The sequence below is a fragment of the Moorella sp. E308F genome (genome assembly GCF_006538365.1).
In the GTDB taxonomy this organism is placed as follows: Bacteria; Bacillota; DSM-521; order Neomoorellales; family Neomoorellaceae; genus Neomoorella.
Map to the genome: position 1 here is coordinate 126,718 of NZ_BJKN01000001.1, position 23,744 is coordinate 150,461.

Below are 23,744 nucleotides of genomic sequence, written 5' to 3' on the forward strand. Positions count from 1 at the left end.
TAGCAAAAGTATTATTCCCAGCTGGTAGCCTGATATGACTCTTCTCGGGGCGGAGTTGCCATTTTAGCATGAACCTCCATGAGGTGGTTCTCTTGCAAAAAAATTAAAGCCCCCTCATTCCCCGGTCGGGAAAAGAGGGGGCTTTTTGCCTGCGTCCTGACAGGCACCTGCAATAACAGATGTTCTCATGATCCCCGCAAAGCATAGAAAAAATATCTTCTTGCCTTGGTAATCTGCTTTTACCGGTAGGTGCCGTATTCCCTTGCGGATGCTATCAGGGCGTGCATGTTTTCAGGTCTTATGTCATCGATTACCGCCCCGGAGCTCAAAATAAACCCACCATTTTTACCGGCAATTTTGATAAGTTGTTTACAGTAATCCTTTATTTCTTCCGGTGTCCCAAAGGTCAACAGAGTAATGGGCACGTTGCCGGCAATGCAAGCTATATCCCCCAGTACCTCTTTAGCTTTAGCCATATCGGTCTGGTCAAAAAGCCATACCGTCGTGCCCTTGGGCAGGTCACGAATGACTTCTAACCGGGAATTATAGCCTCCTTCAGCAAATAAGAAAGGAACCAATCCTTCTTCAATTAAACCAGTAATAACTTTTCTTAGCGTCGGCCAATAGAAGGTCTTAAACTGTTTGCCTGACAGGAAACCGTCAGCTCCCTTATGCAGGGGCATAAATACTAGCGGGTGGCCGGCGGTCTTGGCGGAAGATACCCCCATCCTTATGGCCAGGGGGGCAACCGCCTCCAGGGCTTCCAGCAGTTTTTCTGGCTGTCTATACATATCAATAATGATTCCATGGGTACCCCTGAGAGTGTCGCCGATGATATCAAAAGGTGCTTTGCTTACTCCTCCAACGAAGGAGGGGTATCCATTCCCTTGAAGTGCCCGGTCCACTGCGCGAACCATACTGGCCCAACGGTGAACTTCATCTCCCGCTTCGAAAACGGCCTTGAAGGCGGCCTGTACTTCGGGAAAACCGAAGGGAATAAAACTACCACAAGTCATTACAATTTCCAGAACGTCGGTAAGAGGAGCCAGTTTTGCGAAGGGTTTAAGTGCACCGAAAATGCGGGGGAAATATAATCTTATCCAGAAGTCAGAAGGATCGTGGATCAAAGCGTCGTACTCATCGGCCTTCATATACTCCGCCTCAAGGCATTGGTATGAGGTATCCGGCGGGACACCATGACCTGGCCACCTATACAGTTTGTAGTCAAGAATTTCAAAAAATCTACCTGGCGGAACAAAAGTTGTTCCTAGATATGCATCGGGCTCAAAATCTAAAACGTATTTCTTCCAAGCAACCGCAGTTTTGTCATAATCATACATCGCATCTTGAACGGTTATACCTGAGTAATAAACCGGAAAAAGTCCCGTTATAGGACAAACCGGTACCCGGTCAGGTACCTTTCTTAATTGAATAGCGTCTTTTAGACGCATTACTCGCTCTTTATACGACTTTTCTGCTTCCGGACTCGCAAATTCGATGCCTTGACCAGAAAGCCACGAAAAGAACATTTGCTCTTGCCTTTCTTCCGGTTTCATTGACTTCTCCTCTTTATCATTCCTTCGAAATTAAAACCCTCATCCCCAGCCAGCGCCGGCAGATGGCCACTCCTTCCCCCGCCTCCCGCACCCAGGCGTCGGCACCTACATACTGGCAGACACGCTCATTGACCAGACCTCCTATAAGAACTTTAACCGCAGGCTTAGGAGCCAGCATGCGGACCAATTGGACGGTGCGGCGCATGGATTCAAAAGAAGAAGTCAGCAAAGCAGATAACCCCAAAACCCGGGCGCCTGTTTCCCGGATAATATTCAAAAAAATGTCCGGTGGAATGTCCACCCCCGCATCGTAGACGCGAAATCCTTCACATCGAAGCAGGGAGATAGTTATGTTCTTGCCGATGTCATGGATGTCACCCTCTACCGTACCAAAAACGATATCGGCTTTGCCCGGCTGCTCCTGAGAGATTGCTGAAATAGACAGAAAGGGTTCTAGAACCCGGAGAGCCTCCTGAAATATTTCTGCCGACATTACCAGGTCACTTAAGAAATATTCTCCACTCGCATAACGTTCCCCTACGATTTTAAGTCCCTGCCGGCATTCTTCTACAATTTCCAGGGGTGGTTTCTGCTCGCGGAGGGCTTGTCCGACCAGTTCAAGGACCTTCTTTTCTTCTAATTCTGCCATAGCCATCGTTAAGGGCCCCAACACAAACCACCTCTTTTTTTGTTAGACTGGTAGCAGGATTGTTAATCAGATCTAAATTGTCGCGGAGACGGAGGTTAATTGATACCTGTCGCCACGGTATAAACACCATCCCCACCCCACCGGCCGGCCATCCCCGGCCAGAAGTACCTGCTCCAGCAAGAAGGCCGGCGAACCCGGTGCCACACGTAAAGCGCGGGCCTCTTCATCATTCAGGGATGTAACCTGCAAGATCATCTTGCTGCTTACGGGCAGGGCTTCAGCATGTTTCTCCACCATGTCCGGAAGCGCCTGGTACTGGAGCTCGTTCTCTAGGATGGGTCGCCCCCGGTCGTAGCGAAGGTATTTCCGGTCATAGGCGAGGGGCTCCCCGCCAGCCAAAAGGGAGCGGCGGATATAGAGCACCTTCGTCCCTGCCGGAACTTGTAATTTCCCGGCCGCTTTTTCCGGTGCGGGAACCAGCCGGGCTTCCAGCAGCCGGACACTGGAGGTCAAACCCCGTGCAGCCACCTCCTTGTGAAATTCTTCCATGACAAAGACAGCGCGATCCAGCTCGGGGCGGGAGACAAAAGTACCTTTCCCTCGTTCAGTGCGAATAAGACCGGCCCTGGCCAGCTGGCTCAGGCTGCGGCGGACAGTCATACGGCTTAACCCGTATTTTTCACTCAGCTCCGCTTCGGAGGGTAAAGCCTCGCCCGGACGGTATTCTCCTAATCTGATCTGGCGTTCCAGGATCTGTGCCAGCTGGTAGTAAGGAGGTACAAAAGAGCTTTTGTCTATAGCCATATTTTAATCACCTCGATCAGTTATAGCTAAGAGTAGCTGGTATATCTTAAGCCCGGGCCCGTTTTTCCAATGTCAGGACGCCGGGAAGCAATACCGTATTCCAGCGAACCTTTGTCGTTTATACAACTATTCTCTATTTATTTGATAATTCCTGCTTCAACCAAACTGTCTCCTAAATTAAAAGGCCCCGGTTAAGTCCAGGGGCCGCTAGATTATACTCTTTTACCTGCGTCCCGGCAGATTGCCCTTGTGGATTTCAAAGCTCCAGTTGAGACCGTTGTTGTTGTCCCAGTTGTTGGCGCTGTCCTTGAAGCAGATGTTCAGGCGGCTGCCGTCTTCCACCCGGATGTTTTTGACCCAGCCGTAGCCGGTACGCTCCATGCGGTAATCATAGATATTTTGCCAGTTATTGGCGTCACCGTAACCGGTATGCAGCCATACCTGGTCGGCGCCGCAGGCATCCAGGAGGCCGTGGTAAAGGATGGTTACTTCGTCGCCGGCGGTAATGGGTACCGGGTCTACCACCACCCCGCCGGGATATTCAGCCGCCCGCATCTGTTGCAGGCGCGTCCGCTCATCACTCACAAAACGGCTGCGGTTTTTATCACCCAACATTTATTACCTCCCCAGGAGAAGTTGCTAAAATTAGTTTCTCTGGGAAAAGGCCGGGCTATACCTTACTGCCGCCCTGATGACTACACCAGCCGTATCTCTACCACCCCACAAACATAATCCCTTCTTAAGGCCTCTATAAACCCGCCAGGATTTCTCCTAACGCCGTTCCAACCATTCCCTACTGGCATATTTCGCCCTTAACTCCTCCAGGCGCCCTTTTTCGCCATCTGTAAGCTCTCCCCGTATAAACTCTAAGCCGTAGAGCCGGGTAAAGGCCCGGACAATGCCGGCCTTTATTTCCCCTGCTTCAACCCTGCGGCCTAAAATTTCCTCCAGGCCACAGGCCTGGTGGTAAAATTTATCCTTGAGGCGCTGGCGTACGGCTTCCGAAGGCATCTTCAGGACGGCAAAAAGGTCGTCAACATTTAAGGCGATGACTATAGATCCGTGCTGGAGGACGACGCCCCCTTTGCGGGTCTGGGCACTGCCTACGACTTTGCGCCCGCCGCTGGTTATCTCATACCAGGAGGGGGCATCAAAGCAGGCGGCCGAAGTATGCTCATCCTGGGCTCCTTTGCGGCCGGAAGCAATCTCCACCGGCGCTCCCAGTTCCTTTAACCCCAGGGCCAGGGCCTCTGCCAGGCGTAAGTAAGAAGGGCGAATCCCGCCGGTCATGAGGGGGTGGTCCTCCCGGGCAACCACGCTGTAAGTGACTTCATTATCATGAAGTACGGCCCGGCCGCCGGTTAAGCGGCGCACCAACCCCAGGCGCCGTTCTTTCACGGCCTCCAGGTCAATTTCTTTTTCTAACTGCTGGAAATACCCCAGGGAAATGGTTGGCGGCGACCAGGCGTAAAAACGTAAGGTCGGCGGTGTTTTGCCTTCCCGGTGCTCCAGCAGGATGGCCTCGTCCACGGCCATGTTGGTGTAAGGGTCAGCCACGCCGGTATCTAACAGCCGCCAGGTTTCAACTGGCATATATATCCCCCCTACAATTACCCCGATATTGACATACCACTCATGTAATGCTATCCTGTAAACAGATGGGAAAATATGTAATAATATTGCAGGTGTTGAAAATGCCTGAAAGAAGCAGCGACTGGCTGCGGCAAGCAGAAGCAGACTTAAGGCATGCCATTAATTCGTTTAACGCCGGGGATTTTGAATGGACCTGTTTTGCCGCCCAGCAGGCGGCGGAAAAAGCAGTAAAAGCATTATTTCAAAAGTTGCACCTCGACGCCTGGGGGCATACCGTATCCATTTTACTGGCAAATCTACCGGCAGAAATTGCCGTTCCTGAAGATTTGATTGATAAAGCTAAGGTTATCGACAAGCATTATATCCCGGCCCGCTATCCGAACGGTTTCGAAATCGGAGCGCCCACCGACTTTTACACTGCCGGGGAGGCCGACACCGCCATCAAGATTGCAGGTGAAATCATTGAATTCTGTAAGAATCATCTCCGTTGAGGAGAAAGTTGTCAGAAATGCCCTGGAAGACCTGGCGGCAAGGTTGAAGTCAAGGCCGGAGGTGTTGGCCGTTTACCTTTGCGGCTCCTGGGCCAGGGGGAACTACACCCCTTACAGCGACATCGACCTTTTGATCCTGATTACAAATGACGATAGAAAACCCTGGGAGAGAGTGCCGGATTATTTGCCCGGCAAATTTCCCGTGGGGCTGGACCTTTTTGTATATACTCCCGAAGAGCTTAAAAACAGCCGGTTTGCCAGGGAACTTTTAAAAAACGCCATCCCACTCTAGCCTTGCTATGTACTTCCCGCGCGAACAGCAATTAGTGAACGTCCCGGTATCCGATGGTTTAATAAGGTATAGGGAAGCAAAGCCGGCAAGTCTTGAGCTGCCGGCTTTGTTTATCTTTCGCCAGGGACAACTATTTTCCCTGCCAGCGTAAAACCGGGTTCCTGGCCGCGCCCACCTCGTCCAGGCGCCGCACCGGGGTGTTATGGGGCGCGCTGTGGAGGAGGTCCGGATTGGCGACTGCCTCTTTGCTGATAGCTATCAAAGCATCACAGAAGGCATCCAGGGTTTCCTTGGGCTCTGTTTCCGTCGGCTCAATCATCATGGCCTCATGGACAATCAGGGGAAAATAGATGGTCGGCGCGTGGAAGCCGTAGTCCAGGAGGCGTTTGGCGATATCCAGGGTATGAACGCCGGCGTCATTTACCTCTTTGAGCGGGGCGATGACAAACTCATGCTTGCACACCCGGTCGAAGGGCACCTTGAAGTAGGGCCTGAGCCGCGCCAGCATGTAGTTGGCGTTTAAAACGGCTTGCTCGCTGGCTTCTTTCAGGCCGGAAGCTCCCAGGGTACGGATATAGGCATAGGCCCTGACCATGACGCCGAAATTGCCATAGAAAGAACGTACCCGGCCGATGGTCTGCGGCCGGTCGTAATCCAGGTAATACCGACCGGCATCATCCCGGGCCACCACCGGTACCGGCAGGAAGGGCGCCAGGTGCTTTTTCACCCCCACCGGGCCGCTGCCGGGTCCGCCGCCGCCGTGGGGGGCGGAGAAGGTCTTATGGAGATTCAAATGCACCACATCAAAGCCCATATCCCCCGGCCGGGTAATACCCATAATGGCGTTCAGATTGGCGCCGTCGTAATAGAGGAGCCCGCCGGCCGCGTGGATAAGGGCGGCCATAGCTTCAATATCGCTTTCAAAAAGGCCCAAAGTGTTGGGATTGGTCAGCATAAGGGCCGCCGTCCGGGGGCCAACGGCCGCCTGCAATGCTTCCAGGTCTACCAGGCCCCGCTCGTCCGAGGGTATCTGGACTACCTCCAGGCCGGCCATGGCGGCGCTGGCCGGATTGGTCCCATGGGCGGAATCCGGCACCAGCACCTGGCGGCGTTCCAGGTCGCCGCGGCTCTGATGATAGGCGGCAATAATGGCCAGACCGGTATACTCGCCGTGGGCCCCGGCGGCCGGCTGCAGGGTAACGGCGTCCATACCGGTAATTTCCGCGAGATACTCCTGCAGGTTGTACATGAGTTCCAGGGCGCCCTGGGCCGCCTCAACCGGCACCAGGGGGTGCAGGCTGGTGAACCCGGGTAAACTGGCGGCCGCTTCATTGACCTTAGGGTTGTACTTCATAGTGCAGGAGCCCAGGGGGTAAAAGCCGGTATCCACCCCATAGTTCATGCTCGACAGGTGGGTAAAATGGCGGACGACTTCCACTTCGCTCAGCTCCGGCAAGGCGGCATCAGCCCGGCGGCGGGCCGCTTCCGGGAGGTAGTCTTCTACCTTCCCCGGCACGTCGCACTCCGGCAGGGTATAACCCCGCCGGCCGGGACCCCCCAGTTCAAAAAGCAACGGTTCCGTCCTCATGCCAGTATCCCTCCCATGGCCGTCACAAAAGCGTCAATTTCGGCCCTGGTCCGCACTTCCGTGACAGTATAGAGCATGGCGCCTTCGAGTTCCGGGTAGAAAGGACTTAAGTCAAAACCGGCGGCAAAACCTTTAGCTGCCAGGCTCCGCGCCACTTGGCCGGGCGTGAGTTTCGTCCTCAGGACAAACTCGCAGAAGAAGGGGCCATTAAAGACCGGCGTCACCCCCGGCAGGGCGGCCAGCCTGTTGAAAGCGTAATGGGCCTTAAGCAGGCACTGGCGGGCCACTTCTTTCAGGCCCTCCTTACCCAGGGCCGCGAGATATATGGTGGCTGCCAGGGCGCAGAGGGCTTCATTGGAGCAAATATTGGAAGTAGCTTTCTCGCGGCGGATATGCTGCTCCCGCGCCTGGAGGGTCAGGACAAAGGCCCGTTTACCTTCAACATCCGTGGTCTGGCCGACGATGCGCCCCGGCAATCGCCGTACCAGTTTCTCCCTGGCGACGATAAAGCCCAGATAAGGGCCGCCGAAGTTCAGGGGATTACCCAGGCCCTGGCCCTCGCCTACGGCCAGGTCGGCCCCATATTCCCCCGGTGCCGCCAGGAGCCCCAGGGAAATGGGATCCACGACGGCAATGCTTAAAGCCCCGGCCTTATGGGCCAGTTGCGTCGCGGCAGCCATTGGTTCAATTTGACCAAAGAAATTGGGATTCTGCAGAATAACCCCGGCAACGTCCTTCCCGGCCATTTTTTCCAGGGCAGCCAGGTCCGTCTGGCCATTAGCCATGGGTATCTCCACCAGCTCTACTCCCTGGCCTTTTGTATAGGTAGCCAGGACAGCCCGGTACTGGGGATTGACGGCCCGGGAAACTAAAATCTTCTGGCGCCGGGTGGCGTTGCAGGTCACCAGGGCTGCCTCGGCCGTGGCCGTAGCCCCGTCGTAATGGGACGCCGTGGCTACATCCAGGCCTGTCAGCTCGCACATTAATGATTGAAATTCAAAAATGGCCTGTAAAGTCCCCTGGCTAATCTCCGGCTGGTAGGGCGTGTAGGCGGTATAAAACTCCGATCTCGCCAGGAGGTTACCAACAACGCTGGGAATGTAGTGCTCATAGGCACCGGCGCCCAGGAAGGAGATCAGTCTTTTATTCTTCCCGGCCAGTTCCTCCAGGTGGCGCCACAACTCGGCTTCCGCCATGGGCCGGGGAAGATCAAGTTCCCGGCCCAGGCGGACAGTCGCCGGTATGTCGTTAAAAAGCTCTTCCATCCGGTTGGCACCGCAGGTCGCCAGCATCTGCTGCCGTTCCGCTGCCGTGGTGGGAATGTACGTCATCCCCTTACTCCCCCTTCTCCTCCTTCACCAGTTGCCGGTAAGCGCCGGCATCCATCAAGTCTTCTATTTCATCCGGGTCACTCATTTCCAGTTCAATCATCCAGCCCTTGCCGTAAGGGTCGGCGTTGATGTCCTGGGGTGAATCCAGGAGGGCTTCATTGACGGCGACGACTTTGCCGCCTACCGGTGCGTAGACGTCGGAGGCCGACTTGACGGACTCGACGACGCCAAAGCTGTCACCGGCAGCCAGCTCGTCGCCTACCTGGGGTAACTCGACAAAGACGATATCCCCCAAAGATTCCTGAGCGTAGTCGGTAATGCCGATGCGGGCGCGGTTGCCCTCTACTTCCACCCATTCATGATCCTTGCTGTAATACAGGTTTGCAGGGAATTCCATTTTCCCATTCCTCCTTCTTACTTTCTAGGCCGGCGGTAGAAGGGGAGATCCACCACCACGGCGCGGTGCAAACGGCTGCGGATGCTCACCTCTACTTCGGCGCCGGCGCTAACAGTTCCTGCTGCCACCAGGGCCAGGGCAATATTTTTCCCTAAAGTGGGGGCAAAGGAACCGGAAGTAACATAACCTATTTCCCGGCCACCCGCCAGGACGGGGTACTCCGGCCGCGGGATGCCCCGGTCAACCATGGCCAAGCCCACCAGCCGGCGTTTTATACCGGCTTCTTTTTGCGCCGCCAGGGCTGCCCGGCCGTTGAATTCGCCCTTCTCCAGGCAGACAAAGCGGCCCAGGCCCGCCTCCAGGGGGCTAATGGTCGGACCCAGCTCATGGCCGTACAGGGGCAGGGCTGCTTCGAGGCGCAGGGTATCCCGCGCCCCCAGCCCGGCGGGAACCAGGCCCGCCTCTTGGCCTGCAACCAGGAGCTGGCGCCACATGGCGGGGGCGTCAGCCGCCGCAAAATAGATCTCAAAACCGTCTTCCCCCGTATAACCGGTGCGCGAAATCAGGCAATCCACCCCCAGGACCCGGCCCCTCGTCCAGCGGTAGTAGCCCAGGGGAGCAAGCTCCACATCCGTAAGGGGCTGGAGGATCCCTAAGGCCCGGGGACCCTGCAGGGCCAGCTGGGCCGTAGCCGCTGAGATATCGCTTACCTCCACTGCCAGGCCGGCAGCGTTCTCCCGGATCCAGGCAAAGTCTTTATCGATATTCCCGGCATTGACCACCAGCAGGTACTCGCCTTCTCCCTGGGGATAGACCAGGAGGTCATCGACAATACCGCCGTCCGGGTAACACATGGGACTGTAAACCACCCTGTTGCCGGTAGCCCGGGCGGCATCGTTGGTGATTAATTTTTGCACCAGGTTAAAGGCATCCGGTCCTTTAATGACAATCTCCCCCATGTGGGATACATCGAAGAGACCGGCACAGTTACGCACCTGCTGGTGTTCTTCGATAATGCCGGTGTACTGGACGGGCATCAACCAACCGCCGAATTCCACTATCCTGGCTCCGGCAGCTATATGTTCTGCATACAAAGGTGTCTTTTTTAACTCCGCCACCTAATCCACCTCGCTTTGTTAGTATGTCCATAAAAAAAGCCATCGCCGCATTATGCGGTGATGGCCTCTGTCCTGATACCTGAGAGATTAGGCAGCTACCTGCCTTCCCCTTTGGTGTCCCTTAAAGCTGGCTGCTGTTTCCAGACCCGGCTGCCAGGTGCTTGCCTGAAGACCCCAGCAGTTTCAATACCGGCTTTAAGGGAACTCTCCAGAGTTGGGTCCGGGAGTAGTACTTTTGCCTGAGAGTTTCCTTCCCCCGTCACCCAACCGGGGGAAATTGCTCCTTCGGCGCCCTGGAAAAGGGTCTCTTCCACTCCCTTCATCCACCCGTTATGCAATTTTCTTTTAAGAAATATATTCGCTTTGCCGGTGTAAAATCCTGCTGCCTAGCAACATTTTTCAGGTAATTTTACCCTGACACCGGTGATGTAAGATATAAGCGCACATTAGCAATCACAAATCTCTCCCTGGCGGAAGGCTTGCTCCACCAGCCTCCGGGCGGTAGGGCAGGCAGCTACCCCGCCGGTACCGGTTTCCCGTAATGATGCCGGCAGGGCGCGGCCCACCTGGACCATGGCGGCTATTATCTCGTCAAAGGGTAGATAGCACTGAACGCCAGCCAGGGCAATGTCGGCTGCCGCCAGGGCATGGGCCGCCCCGATGGCGTTGCGCATGACACAGGGGATCTCCACCAGGCCACCCACCGGGTCACAGACCAGGCCCATCAGGCCCTGGAGGGCCACGCCGGCGGCGGCAGCAGCCTGTTCCGGTTCCCCACCGGCCATTTCTACGGCTGCAGCCGCCGCCATGGCCGTAGCTACCCCGCATTCCGCCTGGCAGCCCAGGGCCGCCCCGGAAAGGGAGGCCTGCCGGGACGCTACCATACCGATGCCGGCGGCTGTAAATAAACCGTCCACCAGCTGGTCTTCTGTCAGGCCTTTTTCGGCTTCCAGGGCTAGGAGCACCCCCGGCAGTATCCCGCAGGAGCCGGCCGTAGGCGCCGCCACCACCCGGCCCATGGCGGCATTGACTTCGGCTATGGCCATAGCTATGGCTACAGCCCGGGCGGTGGTGGTACCGGAAAGACTCTTACCATTATGGCGCCACTCCTCCAGGAGTTTTCCGCCCCCGCCTACCAGGCCGCTGGGGGAGCGGTTATCCTCCGTCAATCCCTTCCGGGCCGCAGCCCGCATGACCTGGAGCCGATCGGCCATCATGCTACGAACCTCTTCCCGGGGTTTGCCTTCCAGCTCCTCCTGATAACGGATAACAACCCCGGCCAGGGTTAATTTTTCAGTCCTGGCCAGTTCCAGGAGTTCGGCCATGTTGCGAAAGCTATGCCGGGTCAATGCATATCACCCGCTCAATAATTGGTAAAGACCGCATAGCCGCTACCAGTCCCGGCGGAACCGGCTGATCCGTTTCCACGACCATCAACGCCTCTTGGCCGGCAGCCTGGCGGGAAACCCGCATGCCGGCGATATTCACCCCGGCCCCGGCCAGCAGGGCCGTAACGGTGGCTATCACCCCCGGACGGTCCGGGTAGGCCGCCACCAGGGTCGGTAACTCGCAGTTCATCTCTACGGTAAAAGCATCGATTTTTTTTATTACGACCTGGCCGCCACCCAGGGAAGAGGCTAACACCTGGACGGCCCGTTCTTTTCCTTTTAAGTTTAGCTGCACGGAATTGGGGTGAACATCCCCCAGGTCCTTTTCGCTAAAGCTTACTTCCAGCCCTTGACGGGGCGCCAGTTCCAAGGCCTCCCGCACCCGTTCATCAGCGACATTAAATCCCAGAAGGCCGGCCACCAGGGCGCGGTCGGTGCCGTGGCCGCGGTAAGTACGGGCAAAGGAACCATGGAGCAAAATTTCCGCCCGGCAGGGCACTTCACCCAGGATGGCCCGGGCCAGGCGACCTATACGGACAGCCCCGGCCGTATGGGAACTGGAAGGACCGATCATTACCGGGCCGATAATTTGAAAGGCATCCATCGACCGCCACTCCTTAGTATTATAACCTGCTCCTACCTTGGCTACCCTGCGATAATCCTGGTCCCCGAACGGCCGGCTACAGCCTCGGCGGCCCTGGCCAGGGAACCAATTATAGCCTTCTCACCACCCGCCTCAACGAAGGCTATAGCAGCTTCAATTTTTGGCCCCATACTACCCGGTGGGAACTGGCCTTCGGCAAGATAACGGCGGGCTTCGCTGACGGTCATTTCCTCGACCTCTCGCTGGGTTGCCTTGCCGTAATCCAGACAAACCCGCTCGACATCCGTCAGCAAGAAAAGGACATTAGCCCCCACCTGGCTGGCCAGAATTGTGGCCGCCCGGTCCTTATCAATGACAGCCTCTACCCCTTGCAGGCTGCCGTCGGGACGGCGCACCACCGGAATGCCTCCACCGCCCGCGGCGACAACAATAACTCCAGCCATAGTTAATGCCTTGATGGCATCTTTCTCGATAATCTCCAGGGGGATTGGTGATGGTACCACCCGGCGCCAGCCCCGGTTACTGTCTTCCACCATCTGGTAACCTCGTTCCTGCATCAATTTTTTGGCTTCTTCCAGGGAGTAAAAGGGGCCTATGGGCTTGGTGGGATTTTGAAAGGCCGGGTCATCTTCGGCAACTACTACCTGGGTAATGACCGCAGCCACCGGCACATGGAGGCCCTGCCGGGCAAGTTCATAGCCCAGGACCTGCTGGATGGCATACCCTATGGAACCCTGGGTGTTGGATACCAGCACATCCAGGGGCATTGCCGGAACGATGTCCTTGGCCAGTTCATTTTTAATTAACAAATTCCCTACCTGGGGCCCGTTGCCATGGGTTAAGACCAGGCGGTAACCGTTACGGACAAGGTCAACCAGTTGCCGGCAGGTGACAGTAACATTGGCCTTTTGCTCAGCAAAGGTCCCCTTTTCCCCCGGGCGGGTAATGGCATTGCCACCAAAGGCCATGACTACGGTCTGGGGCATCATACTCCCTCCTGTTTTATCACTCTTTATTTATTCAATATAGATTTATTTATTCCTGCCGGTTTTAATAGATTTTAAGTAAAATTAAAACGGGGTGGTTTTACCACCCCTGCTAAACTCCACCGTCCCAGGCGTCGTTCTCCTTAGCTTTTAAAACAAATACTTATAACCCTTATAGGCAGCCCATATAATGTCTAAAATGCTCTTTTCTAAATCAACATCAGCTTTTCCAGAAGTATCAAAAGTTACCTCCCGTACCCTGCCGCCAACCCGGACCCTGAAAACAGGTTTCTCCCCGCCTGCCAGCAGGAGAAAACCGCTGTTCCGGCTACTGGTAAAATCATCCTCCCTCCAGAATAGGGTTAACTTTTCCTTATAAGGAGCGCCGTCATAGGGACAAAATGTCGCGCAGTTGCCGCATTCATTGCACATGCCGTCTACATGGATAACCTGATTTATCTGCTGCAAACTGCTGCTGGCTACCTCAACAGCAATGTTGGCCCTGTTAGGGCATACTTCCGTACAAATATTGCAGGCAAAGCCGCACTCCAGGCATCTCTCATGTTCTTTTTCCAGATCGGGGGCAGCAGCCTGGAGTGTACCTTTTTTCAGGTTAATTTGCTGCAGCCTCTTTGCCTTTTCAAAGGAAACATCTGTGCAGTTTGGGAAATCAATACCTTCCCGCGCCAGAATGGCCCTGGCAACCTTACTGCCATCGGCAATGGCCTCCACTATTGTCGCCGGGCCGTGCAGGGCATCGCCGCCGAGAAATACATTTTCCACATTTGTTTCATTGGTAGCGGGATTAATGGCAATGTCCCCTTGCGCGTTAACTTCTATACCGTTCTTCTGCAGAATACTATAGTCCACACCCTGGCCGGTGGCTGAGATAACGGCATCAACTGCGATATTTTCAAACTCACCCTCTAGCGGAACTACACTACGCCTTCCGGAGGCATCCGGTTCACCAAGTTTAATCTTTTGACACTGCAATACACCACCGGACCAGGAATGGGGAGACAAAAGCTCTTTCAAGACTATGCCCTCCGCCAGGGCAGCTTTTAGCTCTTCCCTCCTCGCCGGCATATACTCTTTGGTTCTCCTGTAGATTATATAAACTTTTTCAACCCCTTCCACCCTCAGGGCCGCCCTGGCGGCATCCATAGCCACGTCCCCGCCGCCGATGACGGCCACTTTTTTGCCGAGTTGCACAGTATTCCTGTCCGCTTTAAACCTCTCCAGGAATTCAATAGCGCTCAATACTTTTTCTGCGCCGCTCTTTAGATCCAGGGCTTTAGATTTTCCTGCCCCTATGGCCAGGTAGATGTATTTATAGCCGTCCCTTTTCAGCTCCTCGACGGAAAAGTCCGGATTGGCACCCAGCTTAAATTCGACGCCCGCCCCCTTAATCAGCTCCAGATCCCTGGCAATTGCTTCCCCGGCAATGCGGAATGGGGGAATAATATATTGAACGGTACCGCCGGGTTTTTCCCTTTTGTCAAAGATAGTGACACCCAGACCGGCCCTGGCAAGAAAATAACCCGCAGCCAGGCCCGCGGGCCCCGCGCCGATAACTGCCACCCTGACAGGACTTTTTCCCTCTGTTTTTCCCCTCTTTTGCAGGTAAGCCCGGTAGCCATTTTCGGCAGCCATCCTCTTGATTTCGCGAATGCATACCGGCTCATCATAGTCTAAACGAGTACATTTGGCGGTACAATACCGGGGGCAAATAGACCCCGTGATAAAGGGCAGCGGGTTTTTAGCAACTATAAGTTCATACGCTTCGCGATACCTCTTCTCTCCCACCAGCCTGATGTACTCCGGGATATCCTGGCCGATGGGGCAGCCAGCGGTACAGGGCGCTATAAAGCAATCCGTTAAGGGTAATTTCTTGCCCAGCTTCCGGCTCTTGAGCCCCCTTTTTTCCTTCAGGTAAGCGGAATCTTTAAAGGCACCGGCCGCAAGGGCGGTGAGCTTTTCCACATCTACAGTATCTGTGGTCATGTCCTGCAGGTGCGGCTCCAGTTCCTCGGCTATTTGCTTTAACCGCAAGTAGCCGCCGGGTTTTAAGAGCGTCGTAGCCATGGTAATAGGCCATATTCCCGTCGCAAAAATGTGCGGAACGTTAAAAGCATCCCCGCCGCCGGCATAGGAAATTTGCAGCCGGCCGGCGAATTCGGCCGCCAGCCTGGCGGCAAGATTGATGGTCAGCGGGTACAGAGCCCTGCCTGAGAGATACATTTCTTCGCCAGGCAATTCGCCTTTTGTGTTTTTCACCGGCAGGGTATTGGAAAGCTTGACGCCGAAATCCCTTCCGTGTTCCCGGGCAAACCCTTGTAGCCTCTTTAACAAGGCGAGGCCGTCGTCATATTGCAGGTCGTGGCTGAAAGACTCCTCTTGCAGGCAGATGTAATTGTATCCCATCCCGGCCAGGGCATCTTTTACAAATGCATAGCCCAGCAGGGTCGGATTCAGCTTGACAAAGGTATGCAGTTTTTTCTCCGCCAGGAGATACCGGCAAATTGTTTCTATTTCCGCCGGAGGGCAACCGTGCATAGTCGAAAGGGTGACGGAGTTGCATATATTTGGCGAAATACTGTCAATAAATCTTTCATCCACCCGAGTAAACCTTTTAATTTCTTCTTTTAGAACTGTTTTGCATTCCTGGAATATACTGGTCTGTGAGGCGTCTTTAAGCCCCTCGATGAATTTATCAACCTTGGGGGATTTTATTCCTTTTAGGTCATAGCCAACGCTCATATTGAATATGAAGCCCCGCTGCTCCAAATCCCACAGTTCCTTTTGTAAAATGTGTAATAAAAACCATGCCTTGACATACTCAGCAAAGGCTTCCTCAACGGTTAGTTCGGTTGACCATTCCACATTATAGCATTCATCCCCGGCATCAATACAGGGCTTGGGTATGTCTAACTGGTCCAGAACTTGAACCGTTTTCAGCTCAAAAAACCTGCCCCCGCAGAGGTAGGAAGCGACTATATTCTGGGCCAGCTGCGTATGGGGACCGGCAGCCGGCCCGATAGGAGTATCGAGATATTCGCCGAATAACCGCAGGGAGGCATCAGTTCTCTTCTTAAAAAATTTTACTTGCGATATGCCAAAAACGCTACTGTATTTTTCCCTCTCCTCAAGTATCCAGGATAAAAGTTTCCTGAACGGTATTGGACGCATTACGCTACCCATTGGCTATCCCCCCATGTGAAAATGCAATCCAGGTCCTCATGAAAAAACTGCTCACCGGATCACGACCCTACCTTTCCTCTCGGTCATAGGGAATGGCCAGGGCTCCGGGGGCCCCGATGTGCTTGACCAGGGTCTGGCGGGTGGCAATGATCAGGACCACCAGGGTCAGAATGTAGGGCAACATTTTTAAGAAAAAGGAGGGAATGGCGATTTTGGTGGCTGCCTGGAGAGTATAAGTCAGGGCATCCACGCCGCCAAAGAGATAGGAACCGAGGAGCGCTTTAACGGGGTCCCAAACGGCAAAGATCACCAGGGCAACGGCAATCCAGCCCCGTCCGGCCGTCATATTCTCCAGCCAGCTGGGGGCATAGGCCAGGGAAAGGAAGGCGCCGCCGGCACCGGCCAGCATGCCGCCAATGATGACATAAATATAGCGCAGGGCAAAGACATTGACCCCCAGGGCATCGGCCGCCGCCGGGTTTTCTCCTATGGCCCGTAAGTTCAGGCCAGGCCGGGTACGGTAAAAATAGTACCAGAGTAAAGGCACCAGGATATAGGTCAGGTAAACCAGGGGGTCATGGTTGAAAAAAACCGGACCAATAATGGGAATATCCGCCAGGATGGGTACGGCTGCCGGTTTAAAGCTCAAGGGCAGGGGAACACCAACATAGGGTTTGCCCAGAAAGCCGCTTAAACCGGTGCCAAATATGGTCAGGGCCAGGCCGGTCACCACCTGGTTGGCGCGCAAAGTGATAGTTAAAAAAGCAAAGACGGCTGCCATCAACCCTGCCGCCAGCAGGGCCACAAAAAAGCCCAGCCAGGGGTTACCCGTGCGTACCGCTACCATGAAACCGGTCACGGCACCCACCAGCATCATGCCTTCCACCCCCAGGTTTAAAACCCCGGCCCGCTCGGCCAGGATTTCTCCCAGGGCGGCATAAAGGATGGGCGTACCGGCAGTTATGGCTGCCGCCAGGGTGGCAATCCAGACAGAGTTTTCCATACTATTTCACCTCCCTGCGGCCAATGTGCAGGCGGTAACGGGTTAAAATCTCGCCACCGAGGACAAAGAAAAGGATGGCACCCTGGAGCATGGATACCGTCGCCGCTGGCACGCCGGACGTCTGAACGCTGTATCCACCAACAATGAGGCCGCTAAAAAGAAATGATACCAGGATGATGGTCGCAGGGTGAAGTTTGGCCAGCCAGGCAATTATAATTGCCGTATAACCATATCCCGGGGAAATACCATGTTGCAGGCGGTGGGTAATGCCCGCCACTTCGCTCATGCCCGCCAATCCGGCCAGAGCGCCGCTCAACAGCATCACCAGGATAATATTCCTTTCAATTTTAATCCCGGCGTAGCGGGCGGCCCGGGGACTTTCACCAATAACCCGGATTTCATATCCCCAGCGAGTACGCCAGAGAATAATTGTCAGCATAACAGCGGCCAGCAAGGCGAAAATAAGGCCCAGGTGGACGCGGGTGCCGGCAATGGTCGGCAGGGTTGCCGCCTCGCTAAAGGGTGCGGTCAGGGGAAAATTAAATCCTTTGGGGTCCTTCCAGGGGCCGTAAACCAGGTAATCTACCCAGAGGATGGCTACATAGTTTAACATCAGGGTAGTAATAACTTCATTAACACCCCACCTGGCTTTGGGCAATGCCGGCAACACGGCCCAGAGGCCGCCCATAGCGATACCGGCTACAAACATGGCCGGCAGCATGATATAGGCAGGTAAATGGGGAAAGGTCAGGGCTACCCAACTCGCCCCAAAAGCCCCCATGTAGAATTGCCCCTCCGCCCCGATATTCCAGAGGAGCATGCGGAAGGCTACGGAAACGCCCAGGCCCGCCAGCATCAGAGGAATGGCCTTAACGACGGTTTCCGAAAGGCCGTATTTGGAACCGATCACGCCTTCCAGCATATTTTGATAAACTTTTAAAGGATTATAACCGGTTGCGGCTAAAAAAATGGCACCTACGCCCAGGGCCAGGATGACAGCAGCAACAGGAACTATAATAGCCATCACCCGCGAAGGTTCCAGCCGCTTTTCCCAGGTAATAAAGGGTACCTGGCCCGATAAGGATGATCCAAACATCAGGCACTAACCTCCATTCTTTTCGCCCCGGCCATCATCAGGCCTAACTCCTCAATCCTGGCCTCTCCGGCGGCCATCAGGCCCGTAATTTCTCCTTCATACATGACAGCAATACGGTCGGCCAGGCGGAAAAGCTCTTCCAGGTCTTCGGAGATTAAGAGGATAGCCGTCCCGGCTGCCCTTTGCTCCAGGAGCAACCGGTGTACGGTTTCAGTAGCGCCGACATCCAGGCCCCGGGCCGGGTAAACGGCTACCAGAAGGCGGGGCCGATTGGAAATTTCCCGGGCCAGGAGCAACCGTTGCAGGTTACCGCCGGACATCATCTTCACCGGGGCATTCAGACCCGCCGTCTTAACCTGAAAACGTTCTACCAGCTCTCTGGCCCACTCGCGCGCCGCCTGCCTGTTGAGAAAGGCCCGCCCCCAGCGAGGGTGGCGGTATTCTTTCAGGAGCAGGTTATCGACAGCGCCCAGGTTGGGTACCAGACCCATACCCAGGCGATCTTCGGGTATATAACCCACCCCGGCGTTAATTACCCGGCAGGGGTCGCACTGGCCCAGCTCCTGTCCGGCGACGGTGATAGTCCCCTCCTGACAGGGTCTTAAGCCGGCAATAACCTCCGCCAGTTCCCGCTGGCCATTACCGGCCACCCCGGCTATGCCAAGGATCTCCCCGGCATAAACCGCCAGGTTTATGCCCTTTAAGGCCGGCAGTCCCTTATCGTTTAAAGCCTTTAAATTCTTTATCTCCAGGACTTTATCGCCTTTCCGGCCCGCAGGTTTACTAACCTGCCACAGGATTTCCCGGCCCACCATCATCCGGGCCAGTTCCTTCTCGTTTGTTTCGCTTTTATTGACAGTAGCCACGGTTTTCCCGCCCCGTAAAATGGTAATGGTGTCGGCGGCATCCATCACCTCCTGCAGTTTATGGGTAATAAAGATTACGGCGCAACCCCGGGCGGCCATCTTTTTCAACGTCTGGTACAGGTCCCGTGCTTCCTGGGGAGTCAAAACCGCCGTCGGCTCATCCAGAATCAACACCCGGGCGTGGCGGTATAAGAGTTTGATAATCTCCACCCGCTGCTGTTCGCCTACCGACAGCTGCCAGATACGCGCCTGGGGATCTACCTGGAGACCGTATTCTTTAGAAAGGGCGGCTATCTCCCCGGCCAGCTTGTTCAGGTTGAGTCTGAGGCCCCCCTTAAGACCTAAGGCCACGTTTTCCGTCACCGTAAAGGGCGCCACCAGGCGGAAATGCTGGTGGACCATACCGATTCCCGCCGCAATGGCATCCCGGGGTGAACGGAAATTCACCCTTTGCCCATCAATATAGATTTCCCCGCCATCGGGCCGGTACAGCCCGGTAAGGATACTCATGAGGGTACTCTTACCGGCACCGTTTTCCCCGAGCAGGGCATGAATTTCCCCCGCTTGGATGGATAAATTAACCCCGTCGTTGGCCACCACGCCGGGGAAAACCTTCGTTATTCCCCGCATCTCTACCAGGGGTACTGCCATAAAAAATGCCCCCCTTCGTTTGGCTATAAATTTATCGTTAAATGATTCGCTACCCCGAGATAAAATTCCTTCCCCATAATATAATTTTAATTAAATTTTGACCTTCTAAATACTATACTATTTAACTTCCAACTTATAGTTAAGGCCGTGGAAATAAATCCCACGGCCTCCTGTCAACTCGTTTTATTTTATTTGGGGATCTCGCCTTCTACCCCTTCTACAAACCAGTTAAAACCAAGAACTTCTTCGTGGCTCATCTTTTGTCCTTCCTGTACCCGCACTTTACCGCTCTGGTCCTTGATGGGTCCCTGGAAGACGTAGAACTTGCCGTCAATAATTTCCTGCTTCTTCTCGTTTACCAGGTCGCGGACCTCCTGGGGTACCTTGTCGCTGAAGGGCCCGAGGTCAACAACACCATCCTTCATGGTTCCGTAGTAGTCTTCTGATTTCCATGTCCCGTTCTTGACGGCTTCTACTGTTTTAACATAGTACGGCCCCCAGTTCCAGACTGGCGAGGTCAGGTTGGCATCGGGAGCGAACTGACGCATATCGCTGTTATATCCGATACCATACTTGCCCCGCTCCTGGGCGGCCTGCTGGGGCCCCGGCGTATCCTGGTGCTGGGCAATGACGTCGGCCCCGGCATCTAAGAGGCTCAAAGCTGCCTGCTTTTCGGCCGCCGGGTCGTACCAGGTATTGGTCCAGACCACCTTAACCTTGACATCGGGGTTAACTGAACGCGCCCCCAAGGTAAAGGCGTTGATGCCGCGGATTACTTCCGGAATGGGATGGGCGGCGACATAACCCAGAATATTGGATTTGGTCATTTTGCCGGCTACCATACCTGAAAGGTAACGAGGTTCTTCCATGGCCCCAAAGTAGGTCCCGACGTTTTTGGCCGTCTTATAGCCGGAGCAGTGCATAAAGACAACGTCGGGATATTTTTCGGCCACTTTAATTACATAATCCATATAACCGAAGCTGGTAGCAAATATGACCTTATTACCCTTTTCTGCCAGTTCCGTTAATACCCGTTCCACATCGGCCCCTTCGGGGACGTTTTCTACATAAGAGGCTTCTACCCAGGGCAATTTTTCTGCCAGGTACTGGCGTCCCTGCTCATGGGCCCAGGTCCAGCCGGCATCACCAATCGGTCCCACATAAATAAAGGCGACCTTCATTTTCTCGTCTGCAGCCTGTTCGCCGGCCGCCGACTTCTCCCCGCTCTGGCTGTTCCCGGCCTCTTTCTGGCCGCCGCAGCCGGCGGCAAATACAGCTACCGCCAGGACCAGGAGCAGCACTGGTATGAAACGCCATCCTTTACGCATCATGTGTCCATAGCTTGTCCAGCAAACTATGGACGTCACCTCCTTTTTGATGTTTTTTCATTGAGGCCGTTGCTGCTTTACTTTTTCCTGCTATAACTCCCACCCCCTTGTACTGTAACTCCCGGGACGGCTAATCCCCCGGGAACTCTCTCGGACCGGGCTACCTCCAGGTTTTGGGGCAAATTAAAAACCAGGCTCCCGCAGCGCGACAATTGGTAATCACCTTTGTAGCCAAGAAATTCCGGTCACCTGGTATATACTCCCGGTCCCACTACCGCAACTATGCAAAGACTATAGGAGAAGGCTCCAACTTATATAATTAAGCTTATATAATTAAGTTCGCCGCAATTTTTTAAAATCCTGCTGGGATTAAATGACCGGATTAAACAAGGTGGAGAACATCGAAAAGGCCCTGGATAAATTGCCGCTGTTGTCAAAGAGCTATAGATAAAGGCCGGGGTTTTTGAGGCCTTAAAAAAACGTCTACCTGAGGGTTTGTTAACCCCCCTGTAGACGTCTTCGCCTCTGGGAATTTTACTATTCGACGTCAATCTCTATTTTCCTGCCGGTGGCCCGGAAAAAAGCTGCGGTCAAAGCCCGGGTAACCAGGACGGCCGTCATATCTTTGCGATAGGCGCCGGAACCCCGGAGAAGGCTGTCCCGGGGCCGGGCTGCTTCTCTGGCCGCCGCCGCGGCCCTGGCGATCACGCCCGCGCCAGGCTCCTGGTCAATAAGGACCCTGGCCGCTTCCTCACACAGGAAAGGCCGGGGTGCCACCGGGGCGATACAGATACGCGCCCTGGTGCACTTTCCCTCTACCACCTGGACCCGGACGGCAACATTGAGCATGGGCAGGGAAAGGGCCCGCCGTGGTGAAAGGCGGGCAAAGGCCGACCCTTCGCCTTCTCCCCACAGGTCAACGGTAAAGCGAGTTAAGATCTCACGGCCGGCGTTTACCCTGGAACGGCCGACGCCTTCGTAAAGGTCTGCGACCGGTGCCTGGCGTTCACCTTCCGGCCCCAGGATGGTGGCTACGGCTCCCAGGGCCACCAGGGCCACAGCCGTGTCGGCCGCCGGCTGGGCGTTTACTACGTTGCCGCCCAGGGTGCCGACATTGCGTATCTGGGGCGAGCCGACGGCTGCAGCGGCTGCCGCCAGGGCCGGCAGCTTCTCCCGGATAAGTTCTGACGTTGCCACCCGGCTGTGGGTGACGGCCCCGCCTAGTATTATCTTGCCGTTTTCTTCCGCAATTATCTTTAGTTCTGGAATACGGGTAATATCGATCAGGGTATTGACCTGGAGTTTTTCTTCTTTAAGGTCGATTACCAGGTCGGTGCCCCCGGCAATGAGGCGCGCCCCCGGGTGGGTGGCCAGCATGGTAAGGCACTCGGCCGCCGAGGTGGCAAAAAGGTACTGCTGGGGCATGTTATCTCTCCTTAACCCTAAAACCTCTCCCACACTTTAACCGCCAGTTCCCTTGCTCTGGCGGCAATGGCCGCCTCATCCAGGTGCAGGAGCCGCCGTTCCCGCATGAGGACTTTGCCGCCAATAATGGTCGTGTCCACCAGCCCGGCGTTAAAGCCGAAGAGGAGGTGGCCAAACCAGTTGGCCGTCGTTATAGGGGTCGGCGCATGATAATTCACCAGTATAATGTCGGCATAGGCCCCTTCCTGCAAACGCCCCACGGGATGGGCGAAGAACTGCCCTGCTATGCGAGAGTTATTGGCAAAAACCATGGCCGGGACTTCCGCCCAGCCAGCGTTGGGGTCGCCGGAGACAAACTTGCGCAAAACATTGGCCACCTTGAGGGATTCAAACATATCACCGGTATAGCCGTCCGTCCCCAGGCCGACCACCACTCCCGCCGCCAGCATATCCCCTACCGGTGCGCAGCCGACGGCATTGCCCATGTTGGATTCCGGGTTATGGACCACCATGGTGCCGGTTTCCTTGAGGATGGCTATTTCCCTTTCGGTCACATGGACACAGTGGGCGGCGATAGTTCTGGGGCCCAGGATACCGTGGTCAGCCAAACGTTCCACCACCCGCTTACCCTCGCGTTCCAGGGCATCTTCTACGTCCTGGATGCCTTCCGCCACGTGGATGTGGAAGCCGCTGCCAACCTCGGCCGCTGCCTCCCGGCAGGCGGCCAAAGTGGCATCGGAAAGGGTAAAGGAGGCATGGAGGCCGAAGGTAGCGCTAACCAAACCTTCCTGGCCGCGGTATTTTTTGATGGTGGCAATGTTCTCTTCAATACCTTCCCGCATAATGGTCTCCCCGTCACGATCGGAAACCTCATAGGCCAGGCAGGTACGGACACCGGTTTCGACAGCCGCCCGGGCGATCATCTCCAGGCTGCCGCGAACGGCGCGGGGGCTGGCGTGGTGGTCCAGGATGGTGGTGGTACCGCTCTTGATGCAGTCAATGAGGGGAATCAAGGCGCTGTAATAGACGTCCTCCAGGGTAAGGGCCTTGTCCAGGCGCCACCAGAGGCGCTGCAATATTTCCAGAAAGTTGCCCGGCGGCGCGTCTTTCAGGGCCATGCCCCGGGCGAAGGTGCTGTAAAGGTGCATGTGGGTGTTAATCATCCCGGGCATAATCACCATGCCCCGGGCGTCAAGCCATTCAGCTTCCGGGTAGCGCCGCTTTAATTCAGCTGTAGGTCCGACGGCGACAATCCGGTCGCCGTCAATAGCCACCGCTCCATTTTCCTGGTAGGGATTTTCCGGCACCAGGGACAACAGGCGGCCGTTACCAATAAGGAGCATAATTATACCTCCAAAATGTTTCTTTACAGGATTT

At 55.3% G+C, this 23,744-nt stretch carries 21 protein-coding genes and 1 riboswitch; of the genes, 2 read left to right on the forward strand and 19 right to left on the reverse strand.

Annotated elements, in window-relative coordinates; translation table 11 throughout:
• Positions 1–239: 239 nt before the first annotated feature.
• The 5 genes from E308F_RS00610 to E308F_RS00630 form a co-directional block, all read right to left on the reverse strand.
• Positions 240–1,556, reverse strand: a complete 1,317-nt coding sequence (locus tag E308F_RS00610; RefSeq protein WP_141262762.1) for a uroporphyrinogen decarboxylase family protein — start codon at positions 1,554–1,556, stop codon at positions 240–242.
• A 16-nt stretch (positions 1,557–1,572) separates the two neighbouring features.
• Positions 1,573–2,229 (reverse strand): cobalamin B12-binding domain-containing protein, encoded by a 657-nt coding sequence (locus E308F_RS00615; RefSeq protein ID WP_373995941.1) that lies wholly within the window; start codon positions 2,227–2,229, stop codon positions 1,573–1,575.
• A gap of 48 nt (positions 2,230–2,277) precedes the next feature.
• A complete protein-coding gene (locus E308F_RS00620) occupies positions 2,278–3,009 on the reverse strand; it encodes a GntR family transcriptional regulator (protein WP_141262764.1) in 732 nt (243 codons plus the stop codon).
• A 222-nt stretch (positions 3,010–3,231) separates the two neighbouring features.
• A complete protein-coding gene (locus E308F_RS00625) occupies positions 3,232–3,624 on the reverse strand; it encodes a carbohydrate-binding protein (protein WP_172613538.1) in 393 nt (130 codons plus the stop codon).
• Between the two features lie 156 nt (positions 3,625–3,780).
• Entirely contained in the window at positions 3,781–4,602 is an 822-nt protein-coding gene (locus E308F_RS00630) for a lipoate--protein ligase family protein (RefSeq protein ID WP_141262765.1), read from the reverse strand.
• Between the two features lie 101 nt (positions 4,603–4,703).
• On the opposite strand from E308F_RS00630, the gene E308F_RS00635 reads away from it, so the two are divergent.
• Both E308F_RS00635 and E308F_RS00640 read left to right on the forward strand, forming a co-directional pair.
• On the forward strand, positions 4,704–5,093 hold the full coding sequence (locus E308F_RS00635; RefSeq protein ID WP_172613789.1) for a HEPN domain-containing protein: 390 nt from the start codon (positions 4,704–4,706) through the stop codon (positions 5,091–5,093).
• Positions 5,065–5,385: a nucleotidyltransferase domain-containing protein gene (locus tag E308F_RS00640; RefSeq protein ID WP_172613536.1), complete on the forward strand. Its 321-nt coding sequence runs from the start codon at positions 5,065–5,067 to the stop codon at positions 5,383–5,385. The genes E308F_RS00635 and E308F_RS00640 overlap by 29 nt, the downstream gene beginning before the upstream one ends.
• A gap of 130 nt (positions 5,386–5,515) precedes the next feature.
• On the opposite strand, the gene gcvPB is transcribed toward E308F_RS00640, so the two are convergent.
• From gcvPB to ssnA, 14 genes are all read right to left on the reverse strand, one after another.
• Positions 5,516–6,973: an aminomethyl-transferring glycine dehydrogenase subunit GcvPB gene (gcvPB, locus tag E308F_RS00645; protein WP_141262768.1), complete on the reverse strand. Its 1,458-nt coding sequence runs from the start codon at positions 6,971–6,973 to the stop codon at positions 5,516–5,518.
• The gene (gcvPA, locus tag E308F_RS00650; protein WP_141262769.1) at positions 6,970–8,304 is read right to left on the reverse strand and encodes an aminomethyl-transferring glycine dehydrogenase subunit GcvPA; all 1,335 of its coding nucleotides are present in this window, start codon (positions 8,302–8,304) and stop codon (positions 6,970–6,972) included. Before gcvPA ends, gcvPB begins: the two co-directional genes overlap by 4 nt.
• 4 nt (positions 8,305–8,308) lie before the next feature.
• Positions 8,309–8,701, reverse strand: coding sequence for a glycine cleavage system protein GcvH (gene gcvH / locus E308F_RS00655; RefSeq protein ID WP_141262770.1), 393 nt, complete (start codon positions 8,699–8,701; stop codon positions 8,309–8,311).
• A gap of 17 nt (positions 8,702–8,718) precedes the next feature.
• Positions 8,719–9,819 (reverse strand): glycine cleavage system aminomethyltransferase GcvT, encoded by a 1,101-nt coding sequence (gene gcvT / locus E308F_RS00660; protein ID WP_141262771.1) that lies wholly within the window; start codon positions 9,817–9,819, stop codon positions 8,719–8,721.
• A 217-nt stretch (positions 9,820–10,036) separates the two neighbouring features.
• Positions 10,037–10,142, reverse strand: a riboswitch (glycine riboswitch).
• Between the two features lie 123 nt (positions 10,143–10,265).
• Complete coding sequence (sdaAA, locus tag E308F_RS00665; protein WP_141262772.1) at positions 10,266–11,168, reverse strand: L-serine ammonia-lyase, iron-sulfur-dependent, subunit alpha; 903 nt, start codon at positions 11,166–11,168, stop codon at positions 10,266–10,268.
• A complete protein-coding gene (gene sdaAB, locus E308F_RS00670) occupies positions 11,155–11,811 on the reverse strand; it encodes an L-serine ammonia-lyase, iron-sulfur-dependent subunit beta (protein WP_141262773.1) in 657 nt (218 codons plus the stop codon). The genes sdaAA and sdaAB overlap by 14 nt, the downstream gene beginning before the upstream one ends.
• A gap of 41 nt (positions 11,812–11,852) precedes the next feature.
• Complete coding sequence (gene arcC / locus E308F_RS00675; protein WP_141264049.1) at positions 11,853–12,797, reverse strand: carbamate kinase; 945 nt, start codon at positions 12,795–12,797, stop codon at positions 11,853–11,855.
• A 150-nt stretch (positions 12,798–12,947) separates the two neighbouring features.
• Positions 12,948–15,998 carry a putative selenate reductase subunit YgfK gene (gene ygfK, locus E308F_RS00680; RefSeq protein ID WP_141262774.1) on the reverse strand — a complete coding sequence of 1,017 codons (3,051 nt, stop codon included), beginning with the start codon at positions 15,996–15,998 and terminating at the stop codon, positions 12,948–12,950.
• Positions 15,999–16,065: 67 nt separating this feature from the next.
• A complete protein-coding gene (locus tag E308F_RS00685) occupies positions 16,066–17,001 on the reverse strand; it encodes an ABC transporter permease (RefSeq protein WP_141262775.1) in 936 nt (311 codons plus the stop codon).
• Between the two features lies 1 nt (position 17,002).
• Positions 17,003–18,097, reverse strand: a complete 1,095-nt coding sequence (locus tag E308F_RS00690) for an ABC transporter permease (RefSeq protein WP_141262776.1) — start codon at positions 18,095–18,097, stop codon at positions 17,003–17,005.
• Entirely contained in the window at positions 18,097–19,614 is a 1,518-nt protein-coding gene (locus tag E308F_RS00695) for an ABC transporter ATP-binding protein (protein ID WP_141262777.1), read from the reverse strand. Before E308F_RS00695 ends, E308F_RS00690 begins: the two co-directional genes overlap by 1 nt.
• A 188-nt stretch (positions 19,615–19,802) precedes the next feature.
• Positions 19,803–20,945 carry a BMP family ABC transporter substrate-binding protein gene (locus tag E308F_RS00700; protein WP_253256448.1) on the reverse strand — a complete coding sequence of 381 codons (1,143 nt, stop codon included), beginning with the start codon at positions 20,943–20,945 and terminating at the stop codon, positions 19,803–19,805.
• A 534-nt stretch (positions 20,946–21,479) separates the two neighbouring features.
• Positions 21,480–22,367, reverse strand: a complete 888-nt coding sequence (locus tag E308F_RS00705) for an FAD binding domain-containing protein (protein ID WP_141262778.1) — start codon at positions 22,365–22,367, stop codon at positions 21,480–21,482.
• A gap of 17 nt (positions 22,368–22,384) precedes the next feature.
• Positions 22,385–23,710: a putative aminohydrolase SsnA gene (gene ssnA, locus E308F_RS00710; protein WP_141262779.1), complete on the reverse strand. Its 1,326-nt coding sequence runs from the start codon at positions 23,708–23,710 to the stop codon at positions 22,385–22,387.
• Between the last annotated feature and the right edge of the window lie 34 nt (positions 23,711–23,744).

Bases quoted from the DNA above. Each gene is read 5' to 3' on its own strand.
- E308F_RS00610 (WP_141262762.1), bottom strand. From the start codon at position 1,556: ATGAAACCGGAAGAAAGGCAAGAGCAAATGTTCTTTTCGTGGCTTTCT.
- E308F_RS00620 (WP_141262764.1), bottom strand. From the start codon at position 3,009: ATGGCTATAGACAAAAGCTCTTTTGTACCTCCTTACTACCAGCTGGCA.
- E308F_RS00625 (WP_172613538.1), bottom strand. From the start codon at position 3,624: ATGTTGGGTGATAAAAACCGCAGCCGTTTTGTGAGTGATGAGCGGACG.
- E308F_RS00630 (WP_141262765.1), bottom strand. From the start codon at position 4,602: ATGCCAGTTGAAACCTGGCGGCTGTTAGATACCGGCGTGGCTGACCCT.
- E308F_RS00635 (WP_172613789.1), top strand. From the start codon at position 4,704: ATGCCTGAAAGAAGCAGCGACTGGCTGCGGCAAGCAGAAGCAGACTTA.
- gcvPB (WP_141262768.1), bottom strand. From the start codon at position 6,973: ATGAGGACGGAACCGTTGCTTTTTGAACTGGGGGGTCCCGGCCGGCGG.
- gcvPA (WP_141262769.1), bottom strand. From the start codon at position 8,304: ATGACGTACATTCCCACCACGGCAGCGGAACGGCAGCAGATGCTGGCG.
- gcvH (WP_141262770.1), bottom strand. From the start codon at position 8,701: ATGGAATTCCCTGCAAACCTGTATTACAGCAAGGATCATGAATGGGTG.
- sdaAB (WP_141262773.1), bottom strand. From the start codon at position 11,811: ATGGATGCCTTTCAAATTATCGGCCCGGTAATGATCGGTCCTTCCAGT.
- arcC (WP_141264049.1), bottom strand. From the start codon at position 12,797: ATGCCCCAGACCGTAGTCATGGCCTTTGGTGGCAATGCCATTACCCGC.
- ygfK (WP_141262774.1), bottom strand. From the start codon at position 15,998: ATGGGTAGCGTAATGCGTCCAATACCGTTCAGGAAACTTTTATCCTGG.
- E308F_RS00685 (WP_141262775.1), bottom strand. From the start codon at position 17,001: ATGGAAAACTCTGTCTGGATTGCCACCCTGGCGGCAGCCATAACTGCC.
- E308F_RS00690 (WP_141262776.1), bottom strand. From the start codon at position 18,097: ATGTTTGGATCATCCTTATCGGGCCAGGTACCCTTTATTACCTGGGAA.
- E308F_RS00695 (WP_141262777.1), bottom strand. From the start codon at position 19,614: ATGGCAGTACCCCTGGTAGAGATGCGGGGAATAACGAAGGTTTTCCCC.
- E308F_RS00700 (WP_253256448.1), bottom strand. From the start codon at position 20,945: ATGATGCGTAAAGGATGGCGTTTCATACCAGTGCTGCTCCTGGTCCTG.
- E308F_RS00705 (WP_141262778.1), bottom strand. From the start codon at position 22,367: ATGCCCCAGCAGTACCTTTTTGCCACCTCGGCGGCCGAGTGCCTTACC.
- ssnA (WP_141262779.1), bottom strand. From the start codon at position 23,710: ATGCTCCTTATTGGTAACGGCCGCCTGTTGTCCCTGGTGCCGGAAAAT.